Consider the following 8,986-nt stretch of genomic DNA (forward strand, 5'->3'; position numbering starts at 1 on the left):
GGTTCGGGTGTTGCGGGTTCGGGCATGACAGCCGCCTCGGCCTTGTCGCTGGGCGGGGCTGCGTCTTCCGCATCGGCAAACAACGGCACGTCGCGGCGCCGCAGGATGAGCACCAGAATGGCACCGGCGATGATACCGCCGACATGGGCTGCCCAGCTGACTTCGTCATCGCCGCCAATGGCGATCATCAGGAACTGGAAGCCGACCCACAGGACCAGCGGTATCCAGGCCGGGATGCGCAGCGGAATACGGGCGAAGGCCAGAACCCAGATCTTCACCCGGGGGTAAAGGATGAGATAGGCGGTAACGATGCCGGCAATGGCGCCCGAGGCGCCGATCAGGGGCATTTCGGAACCGGGCAGGATCAGCCCATGCAGGAAGGCGCCTGCAACCGCACAAGCCAGGTAGAACACCAGGAAGCGGAAATGGCCGAGCGCGTCTTCGACATTGTCGCCGAACACCCACAAGAACAGCATGTTGCCGCCGAGGTGGAAGATGTCGCCATGCAGGAAGGAATAGGTGAGATAGCTCAGGTCTTCGGGAATGACGACAAGATCGGGCGACAGGTCCGCAAGATCATGAACCACCGCGGGAATGTATCCCCATCCGAGTACGGTCGCCTGGGTAAACTCCTCGCCGCCAAGCGTCGTCACCAGATAGACGATGACGTTGATGGCGATCAGCGCGAACGTTACATATTGCAGCCGGATATGGCGCAGATGGTTGGAATCGTAGAGCGGAATGAACATGCGGCTCGCTTCCGTCCTTCGGGGTCAAATCAGCGGTTCTTGCCGGGCACCCATAGCACATCGGCTTTTCCGTTGTCATTGACGACGCGGGCGGCAACAAACAGCAGGTCGGAGACGCGATTGATGTAGCGGATGCCCTCGCGGTTGACGTGTTCGTCAGGGTCCTGGGCCAAAGCCACCATGTCGCGCTCGGCGCGCCGCGCGACCGTGCGGGCGAGATGCAGTGCTGCGGCTGCCGGCGAGCCGCCATTCAGCACGAAAGATCTGAGCGGGGCGAGATCGGCGTTGAGCCGGTCGATGTCGGCTTCGATGCGCGCGGTCTGGCTGGCGATGATGCGCAGCGGCTCGTAGCCCAGATCCTTGCCGGTGTCGGGCGTCGACAGGTCGGCACCAAGGTCGAACATGTCGTTTTGGATGCGGCCCAGCATGGCGTCGATTTCGGCATGCTCGGTCACCGTGTGCACACGCGCCATGCCGATGCAGGCATTGGCCTCGTCGACCGCGCCATAGGCCTCGACGCGCAGGTMGGATTTGAGCCGCCGCTCGCCGGTGCCGAGACCGGTGGTGCCGTCGTCGCCGGTGCGGGTGTAGATCTTGTTGAGCTTGACCATTTCCGACTAACCGCGGGTGAAATAGAGCGTCAGCATGATGAACACCAGCGCCACCGCCTGCAGTAGAACGCGCGCCTGCATCAGCTTGTTGGAGGTGTTGGACGAACCGCCGCGCAGCATGTTGATGAGGCCGCGGATCAGAACGACCACGACGGCGAACATGAAGGCGATGGCGATGATGTGGAATACGGTTGCCATGTTAGGTTCCAGTTCTGTTGGCCGTTGCCGGCTCAGGCTTGCCGGGCCAAAATCTTGTAGAGCAGCGAGGCGGGCAGGATCCGCTTCAGCACGACGCCGATTCTCGCCGGGATCGTGACAACATAATGCGGACGCGGACGCGGCGACAGCAGGGCGTGTCGCAATACCGCATGAACCGCCTCGGGACCAAGCTTCAGCCGCGATTTGGAGCCGCCGCTGTTCAGCCTGTCGAGCTGGGCGCGGTAGGCTTGGTGGTGGGCTGAGTTCTCGCGGTCGATGTAGCGCAGGAACCAGGTCAGTCCGTTGGTGGCGATCTTCGACGTCACCGGTCCCGGCTCGATCATCGAGACATGGATGCCGGTGCCGGCAAGTTCCTGGCGCATGCACAACATCAGGCCTTCGAGCGCATGCTTGGAGGCGGAATAGGCGCCGCGGAAGGGCACCGGCGTCAGCCCGAGGATCGACGAGCAGTTGACGATGCGGCCGTGCCCTTGCGCGCGCATGACAGGAACAATGCGCCGGGTCAGGTCATGCCAGCCAAAGAAATTGGCCTCGAACTGGTCGCGCAGGGCCGCCATCGGCAGATCTTCGACAGCGCCCGGCTGGGCGTGCGCGCCATTGTTGAACAGAGCGTCGAGCCTGCCGCCGGTACGTTCCAGTACGGTTGCGACCAGCGCTTCGATCGACTGGGGTTCGGTGTAATCGAGATAGAGCGCTTCGAGGCCATCGGCCTCAAGTGCCGCCAGATCTTCGGCTTTGCGGGCGGTGGCAAACACGCGCCAGCCCTCGGCCTTCAGCGCGCGCGCACAATAAGCGCCGATGCCCGACGACGCGCCGGTCACGATTATCGTGCGTAACTCCTTGATCGGGTTCACTTCGCTGCCGCCAACACTTGCCAACTGGGGCAAACCCTTCCCATATTCGCGCCCTGGAAACAATCGGACGGAGCGGTAAACTGGACCTGATGCGCAGGATCGTCGCCACAAGGCGGGTGCTCTTTGACGCAGCCGGCCATTTCCATGACGACGACGGCTGGGCGATGGCCAGTCATCTTGCTATCTCCTCGCTGATGGCGCTGTTTCCGTTCCTCATCTTCGCCACCACGCTTGCAAGCTTCCTCGGCGCCGACGCCTTTGCCGAAACCGCCGTGCACCTTGTCTTCGACACATGGCCCGACCAGATCGCCAAGCCCATCGCGCGCGAGGTGGTCAACGTGCTCACCGTGCAGCGCACCGACCTTTTGACCTACGGCGTGGTGCTCGCTGCCTTCTTCGCCTCCAACGGCGTCGAGGCGTTGCGCACCTCGCTCAATCGCGCCTACCGGGTTACCGAGACGCGCACGATCTGGTTCCGGCGCACCCAAAGCCTGTTTTTCGTGCTCATCGCCACGATCAGCTTCGTTGCCATCTCCGTACTTCTGGTCTTCGCGCCGATCATTGCGCGCATCCTCGAAGCCAAGTTCGTGTGGATTCAGCCCTATATGGGCACCATCACCGTGTGGCGCTTCACCATCGCCTCGGGTGTTATCGTCTTTGGCCTGTTTGCCGTGCATATGTGGCTGCCGGCGGGGCGCCGCCGCTTCCTCAGCATCATACCGGGCATCGTCTTCACGCTGATCGCCTGGCTCATCGGCTCGACGATCTTCGCCGCCTATCTCGACACCTTCTCGTCCTACGTCACCACCTATGCTGGCCTCGCCTCGATCATGATCGCGGTGGTGTTCCTTTACATCATCTCTGCGATCTTCATCCTGGGCGGCGAGCTTAACGCCGCGATCAGCCGTTACCTCGAAGCCCGCGCCCGCGTTCCGGGTTGAGCCGTCGCAAGGCCGACGCCCAGCGTGGCGATCGCCATGCCAACCAGCTGGACCAGTGACAGCTGCTCGCCAAACAGCAGCCAGGCGATGACGGCCGTCACCGATGGCACAAGGTAGAACAGCGATGCGACCTTCGACATCGCGCCGTCGCGGATCATCACCATCAAAAGAAAGATCGCGCCGATCGACAGCACGACGACCAGCCAGGCCATGGCGAAGATCAACTCGCCATTGACCGTCATCTGGCGTGTCTCGAAGATCATCGAGGCGGCCGCCATCAGGATCGCTGCACCGACATATTGCCAGAAGGTGCCGGTCACGAGATCGCCGGTCGACCCGACGCGCTTTTGCCAGATGGTGCCGGCGCTGATGCCGGCCATGGCGATGACGGAGGCCGTCAGCGTCTGCCACGTCACGCCGCCGCCGAGTGTGCCGAGCTTCGGCGACAGCACGATCATCACGCCGACGAAGCCGACAGCAAGGCCTACCCAATGGCGCGGGCGGATCTCTTCGCCAAGCAGCTTGCCGGCCAGCACTGCCGTTACCAGCGGCTGGAGACCTGCGATCAGCGCCGACAATCCCGCTGGCAGGCCCTGGTGGATCGCCCAGAACACGCCGCCGAGATAGACCCCGTGCAGCAGCATGCCGATGAGCACGGCATGAAGGGCTGCGCGCCGCGAAAGCCGCCCGGAGCCCAGCACCAGCATCACCGCGCCCAGCACCATGAATGCCAGGACGAACCGCACGGCGAGGAAGGTGAACGGCTCCGCCCATGGMATGGCGTAACGCGCGCCGATGAAGCCGGTCGCCCACAGCAGCACGAAGGTCGCCGGGATCAGCCGCTTTGTAGTGGAGGTCATGGGTGCCCCGAGCGTCGCCGGACGCCGCGCCCGGAAAGGAAGTTTATCGAAATCGCTCTAATGCCGAATATTAGGACAAGCAAAATGAAACGATTGATCCATAGGTTCACCGGACCTGATCTGACGATCCGATCCGGATGAAGCATGCCCCGGAGGCGGCCCGGTAGAACCGCCCCTTAGATCTGCATTGTCGGCCTGTGAAAGGACCGCGGATGTTGTGGAATCTGGATCCGGGCTGGCTGATGATGGCGATCGCCTTCGTCGCCGTCATGGCGTTTTTCTTCGGCGCAGCCCTCGACGCCATCATGAAGGAGGACGGGTTTGGCCCGACCGGCAACATGGTGCTGTTCACCGCCGGCTTCTTCGGCGCGGTGCTGGCTGCCAACAGCTACGGCATCACTTTGCGCAATTTGAGCCTGGCTACCGCCTGGGGGCTCGGCGGCGCCTTCGTCTTCATCTCAGTTCTGGCTCTGCTCAAGGCTGCTCTCGCTCGGCTCCTACAGCCCTAGCCCTGCCATCACCATCTCGGGCGTCTCACCAGCCTCACGCAACGCGCTGAGGCCGGTGTCGCGTTGGCTTTTCGACAGCTTGCGTCCGTCCGGCCCGAGCACGAGCCTGTGGTGGAAGTAGGTGGGCTGGGGCAGTTTGAGAACTTCCTGCAGCAACCGCTGCACCGAAGTCGCGAAATACAGATCCTGGCCGCGCACGACGTGGCTCACCCCTTGCAGCGCATCATCGATCACCACGGACAGGTGATAGCTGGTGGGAATCTCCCGCCGCGCGATGATGACATCGCCCCATTGCTGGGGGGCGGCGGCGATCTCGGACGATGCGCCCATGCTCTCGTTTGTCCATTCGCGCCAGCTCAACGGGCCCTTCAGTCGCGTCAGCGCTGCCTCCGTGTCGAGCCGCCAGGCAAAGGGGGCGCCCCCATCGATGCGTCGCTTACGCTCGCGCGCCGACAGCGTCTTGTCATTACCAGGATAGACCGGGGCGCCATCGGGATCGCGCGGCCAATCTTGCCCGGTGGCTTCATGATCCATGATGGCGCCACGGATTTCGCCACGGCTCATGAAGGCGGGATAGACCAGCCCCTCGCGCTGCAGCCGCTCCAGCGCTGCCTGATAACAGCTGAAATGCTCGGACTGACGCCGCACCGGTTCTTCCCAACCAAGCCCAAGCCAGGCGAGATCGCGAAAGATTGCCGCCTCGAATTCCGGAGTGCAGCGGGTCACGTCGATGTCTTCGATGCGCAGCAATAGCCGCCCGCCGGTTGCATTGGCCATGCGCTGGTTGGTCAGCGCAGAAAGCGCATGACCCAGATGCAGTTCACCATTCGGGCTCGGCGCGAAGCGAAAGACAGGAGCAGTCATGAGCGTTGCGGTTTCGGATTGAACGGTTGCGTTGTCGATTGCTACGTTGCCCGTCGCAACCTAACAAGTGACGCGATGCACCGGATTTCCAATCTCGACGACGTCAATCTCGGTCTCGATGCGCTTTGCGCGYTCGATCCGCGGCTAAAGGCCGTGCGCGAAATGGCCGGCGACGTGCCGCTCAGGCTGACCGAGCCAGGTTTTGCCAGCCTTGCTTCGATCATCGTTTCCCAGCAGGTGTCGACCGCGAGCGCCAGGGCTATCTTCGGCCGCTTCACTGCTCTTGTTGACCCGTTGACGCCTGAGGTGCTGCTCGCCGCCGGCGAGGGCGTTTTTCGCGAGGCCGGACTGTCCAGGCCCAAGCAGCGGACATTGCTGGCAGTGGCCCAGGCAGCAAGCGACGGACTCGACCTCGACGGGCTCTGCCTGCTCGACGCCCAGGAGGCGATGGCTGCAATGGTCGCCATATCAGGCATCGGCCCTTGGACGGCGGAGGTTTATCTGCTGTYTGCCGCTGGCCACCCCGACATTTTCCCCGCCCGCGACGTCGCGCTGCAATCGGCTGTCGGCCATGCGCTGGGCATCGATCCGCGCCCCGGCGAAAAGGCACTGATTCGGCTTGCCGAATCATGGGCGCCGTGGCGAGGGGTCGCTTCGCGGCTGTTCTGGGCGTATTATCGCGAGACCCGCGGTCGCGATGGTGCACCGCCGGCCGGAAATCCTGCTTAAATCCGCGAAATCGCGATTTTTTGACAGGCTTTATGACCGACTAGGCGCTTCACATTCCTGTCACCTCGGGCTTACAGTATTCGCACCGTTAGGTTCGAGGACCGAGGAGGTAGTGGAAGTGACGGTCGCCGTGTCTCCGGATGGGCTCCCAGCACTGGTGCTGAATGCGGATTATCGTCCGCTCAGCTACTACCCCTTGTCGCTCTGGTCCTGGCAGGACGCGATCAAGGCGGTGTTCCTCGACCGCGTCAACATCGTTGCCGAATATGATCACGCGGTCTCCTCGCCGACTTTTTCGATGAAGCTGCCCAGTGTCGTCAGCCTGAAGCATTATGTGAAGCCGTCGCGCTATCCCGCCTTCACGCGTTTCAACGTGTTCCTGCGCGATCGTTTCCAGTGCCAGTATTGCGGCACGCCGGAGGATCTGACCTTCGATCACGTCGTCCCGCGCCACAGCGGTGGGGCGACGACCTGGGAAAATGTCGTTGCCGCCTGCTCGCCCTGCAATCTCAGGAAGGGTGGGCTGATGCCGGCGCAGGCCAAGATGTGGCCGCTGCAAAAGCCGTTCCAGCCGACGGTGCACGACCTGCACAACAATGGCCGGCTGTTCCCGCCCAACCATCTGCACGAAAGCTGGATGGATTATCTCTACTGGGATGTCGAGCTGGAGCCGTAGAGGCTTTCGTTCTTCTCCCCGTTTACGAGGAGGTGAGGTGCGGTCCGCGCAGCGGGCAAAAAGCCAATTGCTTGGCTTTTTGAGCATCGAACGCCGGCAGGCAGATGAGGGGCAGCACAAGCTCTCGAACGTTGGCGTAGCCCCTCATCCGGCTTCGCTACGCTCAGCCGCCTTCTCCCCGTGAACGTGGAGAAGGAAACGATCATCAAGCCTTCGCGAACGCACCGCGCAGGGCAACCACAGCCAGGAACGCGCTGGCGAGCACGTTCCAGCCGGCAAAGGACAGGCCGAGCACGCGCAGCGCCGCATCCTCGCAACGCGGCGGCACAACGTCATTGAGGACGTCCAGGAGCCCCTTGCCGCCGGTGTCGATCGTGCCGCTCACCGCCGCGCAGTCGGTCGGGCCTGCCCACCAGCGCCATTCGACGCCGGCATGATAGCCGCCGAGATAGAGCCCGTAGAGCATCAGCAGCCCGCCGACGGCCAGCAAGCCGCGCGTCAGCCAGGCTGGCCAGTGCATCGCCGACGAAAGTGCTGCCAGCGCCATCAGCGGCACGCCGACATAATAGGGCGTGCGCTGCTCGAGGCAGAGCTTGCAGGGCATGTAGCCGCCCAAGTGCTGGAAGCCCAGCGCCGTGCCGACGACAACAGCCATGGCAACGGCGAGGAAGATTGCGGTCAGCGTCTGGCTGCGGCCGGTCGGGGAGGCGAGGGAGGTCATTCTTTGGTGCCCAGCTGTTGTTACCGGCATCTGCCGTTCAGTGCAGGTATCTGACGAGAAGATAAAGCAAAATGAGGGCAGCCGCCGCGAGGCCTGCCAGCAGGCCAAGGCGTTTTTCGATGAAGTTCCTGATCGGCTCGCCATAGGTCCTGAGCAGCCAGGCCAGGAACAGGAAACGTGCGCCGCGGGCAATGATCGCCGAGACGATGAACCAGCCGAGCGGAAAACCGATGACGCCCGACAGGATGGTGACCACCTTGATCGGCGGCAGGTGCGAAAGGCCCGACGTCACCAGCATCAACAAGATGATGCCGGTGCCAGACGACAGCTTCAACGCTTCGAATTCGTCATATTTGCCGTAAAATTCCAGCACGGGCTTGGCCACCGCCTCGAAGGCGTAGTGGCCGATATACCAGCCGGCTATGCCGCCAAGCACCGAGGCCACGGTTGCCACGATCGCATAACGATAGGCGCGGTCTGGGCGCGACAGCGCCATCGGCAAATAGAGCACGTCGGCGGGCACCAGGAAGACCGAGCTTTCGACGAAGGCAATGAAGGCCAGCCACCATTCGGCGGATTTCCTTGCCGAGAGCGACAAGGTCCAGTCGTAGAGTCGGCGAAGCATCGGGCCCCCTTGAAATGTGCGCTGCCTGTTTAGGAAGAATTGCTGGGGCGCACAATGCTTGGGGGCTTCACGAATGCACAAGCTGGGGTAACCGGCACAATCTGTCGCATGACCACACCCAAAGGCACAGCTGCCACTGATGATCGCGTCGGTGAGGACGGTGAGATCGTGGCATCAAGTTGAAGAAAGACGCCGCTGCCCAGTTGACGGAGGGCGGCTCAACCGTATAGTCCGCGACCATTCTGTCCATCTAGGACAGGCCCCTATGGCGGAATTGGTAGACGCGCTCGACTCAAAATCGAGTTCCGCAAGGAGTGCTGGTTCGATTCCGGCTAGGGGCACCAACCCTTTTCGAGGGCTTTGATATTAAAGGCTAATTCGCCTTTTTTGTCCCACTTTCTCCAATGGCCTGAACGAGTGGGACAATTCCGTCCATTTTTTGTTCCGGGTTTAGCTTGTCAGCGGCACTCGCAGCGAGTCGCCGGCGGTTCGCTTTCTTGGTGTAGTGCGTCGTCTGCGCCTTCGTGGTCCATCCGAAAATTGCCATCAACTGTTCGTCGGTTGCGCCGTTTTCCGCCGCAACCGTTGCGCCAGCTTTCCGCAGCCCGTGCATCGAGCATTCAGGTAG

General features: G+C 62.4%; 12 protein-coding genes, 1 tRNA gene and 1 pseudogene. 5 read left to right on the plus strand and 9 right to left on the minus strand.

Features of this window, described 5'->3' with window-relative positions; translation table 11 throughout:
* From AC1DUU_RS14540 to AC1DUU_RS14555, 4 genes are all read right to left on the minus strand, one after another.
* Positions 1 to 749, minus strand: a 749-nt coding sequence (locus AC1DUU_RS14540; RefSeq protein WP_476784116.1) for a rhomboid family intramembrane serine protease, incomplete at its 3' end; no start/stop codon positions are given.
* A 29-nt stretch (positions 750 to 778) separates the two neighbouring features.
* Entirely contained in the window at positions 779 to 1,360 is a 582-nt protein-coding gene (locus AC1DUU_RS14545) for a cob(I)yrinic acid a,c-diamide adenosyltransferase (protein ID WP_476784117.1), read from the minus strand.
* Between the two features lie 6 nt (positions 1,361 to 1,366).
* The gene (locus AC1DUU_RS14550) at positions 1,367 to 1,558 is read right to left on the minus strand and encodes a twin transmembrane helix small protein (protein WP_476784118.1); all 192 of its coding nucleotides are present in this window, start codon (positions 1,556 to 1,558) and stop codon (positions 1,367 to 1,369) included.
* Between the two features lie 32 nt (positions 1,559 to 1,590).
* Positions 1,591 to 2,433 (minus strand): SDR family oxidoreductase, encoded by an 843-nt coding sequence (locus AC1DUU_RS14555; protein WP_476784119.1) that lies wholly within the window; start codon positions 2,431 to 2,433, stop codon positions 1,591 to 1,593.
* Positions 2,434 to 2,522: 89 nt separating this feature from the next.
* On the opposite strand from AC1DUU_RS14555, the gene AC1DUU_RS14560 reads away from it, so the two are divergent.
* Complete coding sequence (locus AC1DUU_RS14560; protein ID WP_476784120.1) at positions 2,523 to 3,374, plus strand: YihY/virulence factor BrkB family protein; 852 nt, start codon at positions 2,523 to 2,525, stop codon at positions 3,372 to 3,374.
* Here the strand turns inward: AC1DUU_RS14560 and AC1DUU_RS14565 are convergent.
* On the minus strand, positions 3,341 to 4,234 hold the full coding sequence (locus AC1DUU_RS14565) for a DMT family transporter (RefSeq protein WP_476784121.1): 894 nt from the start codon (positions 4,232 to 4,234) through the stop codon (positions 3,341 to 3,343). The genes AC1DUU_RS14560 and AC1DUU_RS14565 overlap by 34 nt on opposite strands.
* Before the next feature lie 212 nt (positions 4,235 to 4,446).
* Between AC1DUU_RS14565 and AC1DUU_RS14570 the strand changes: the two genes are divergently transcribed.
* Positions 4,447 to 4,743 (plus strand): hypothetical protein, encoded by a 297-nt coding sequence (locus AC1DUU_RS14570; RefSeq protein WP_476784122.1) that lies wholly within the window; start codon positions 4,447 to 4,449, stop codon positions 4,741 to 4,743.
* Here AC1DUU_RS14570 and gluQRS read toward each other — a convergent pair.
* Positions 4,732 to 5,607, minus strand: a complete 876-nt coding sequence (gene gluQRS, locus AC1DUU_RS14575) for a tRNA glutamyl-Q(34) synthetase GluQRS (RefSeq protein ID WP_476784123.1) — start codon at positions 5,605 to 5,607, stop codon at positions 4,732 to 4,734. The two genes, AC1DUU_RS14570 and gluQRS, sit on opposite strands and share 12 nt — an antisense overlap.
* Positions 5,608 to 5,682: 75 nt before the next feature.
* Here gluQRS and AC1DUU_RS14580 point away from each other — a divergent pair, with 75 nt between their 5' ends.
* Entirely contained in the window at positions 5,683 to 6,336 is a 654-nt protein-coding gene (locus AC1DUU_RS14580; protein WP_476784124.1) for a DNA-3-methyladenine glycosylase family protein, read from the plus strand.
* A gap of 118 nt (positions 6,337 to 6,454) precedes the next feature.
* A complete protein-coding gene (locus AC1DUU_RS14585) occupies positions 6,455 to 7,012 on the plus strand; it encodes an HNH endonuclease (protein ID WP_476784125.1) in 558 nt (185 codons plus the stop codon).
* A 205-nt stretch (positions 7,013 to 7,217) separates the two neighbouring features.
* On the opposite strand, the gene AC1DUU_RS14590 is transcribed toward AC1DUU_RS14585, so the two are convergent.
* Together AC1DUU_RS14590 and AC1DUU_RS14595 are read right to left on the minus strand one after the other, a co-directional pair.
* Complete coding sequence (locus AC1DUU_RS14590) at positions 7,218 to 7,733, minus strand: disulfide bond formation protein B (RefSeq protein ID WP_476784126.1); 516 nt, start codon at positions 7,731 to 7,733, stop codon at positions 7,218 to 7,220.
* Between the two features lie 37 nt (positions 7,734 to 7,770).
* Positions 7,771 to 8,358 (minus strand): YqaA family protein, encoded by a 588-nt coding sequence (locus AC1DUU_RS14595; RefSeq protein ID WP_476784127.1) that lies wholly within the window; start codon positions 8,356 to 8,358, stop codon positions 7,771 to 7,773.
* A 259-nt stretch (positions 8,359 to 8,617) separates the two neighbouring features.
* Between AC1DUU_RS14595 and AC1DUU_RS14600 the strand changes: the two genes are divergently transcribed.
* A tRNA-Leu gene (locus AC1DUU_RS14600) sits at positions 8,618 to 8,702 on the plus strand.
* 29 nt (positions 8,703 to 8,731) lie between these two features.
* Here the strand turns inward: AC1DUU_RS14600 and AC1DUU_RS14605 are convergent.
* A pseudogene (locus AC1DUU_RS14605) lies at positions 8,732 to 8,986 on the minus strand (tyrosine-type recombinase/integrase); the annotation flags it as partial.

It is taken from the genome of Aminobacter sp. P4_H6_2, assembly GCF_056400805.1.

Bases quoted from the DNA above. Each gene is read 5' to 3' on its own strand.
- AC1DUU_RS14550 (WP_476784118.1), bottom strand. From the start codon at position 1,558: ATGGCAACCGTATTCCACATCATCGCCATCGCCTTCATGTTCGCCGTC.
- AC1DUU_RS14560 (WP_476784120.1), top strand. From the start codon at position 2,523: ATGCGCAGGATCGTCGCCACAAGGCGGGTGCTCTTTGACGCAGCCGGC.
- AC1DUU_RS14570 (WP_476784122.1), top strand. From the start codon at position 4,447: ATGTTGTGGAATCTGGATCCGGGCTGGCTGATGATGGCGATCGCCTTC.
- gluQRS (WP_476784123.1), bottom strand. From the start codon at position 5,607: ATGACTGCTCCTGTCTTTCGCTTCGCGCCGAGCCCGAATGGTGAACTG.
- AC1DUU_RS14590 (WP_476784126.1), bottom strand. From the start codon at position 7,733: ATGACCTCCCTCGCCTCCCCGACCGGCCGCAGCCAGACGCTGACCGCA.
- AC1DUU_RS14595 (WP_476784127.1), bottom strand. From the start codon at position 8,358: ATGCTTCGCCGACTCTACGACTGGACCTTGTCGCTCTCGGCAAGGAAA.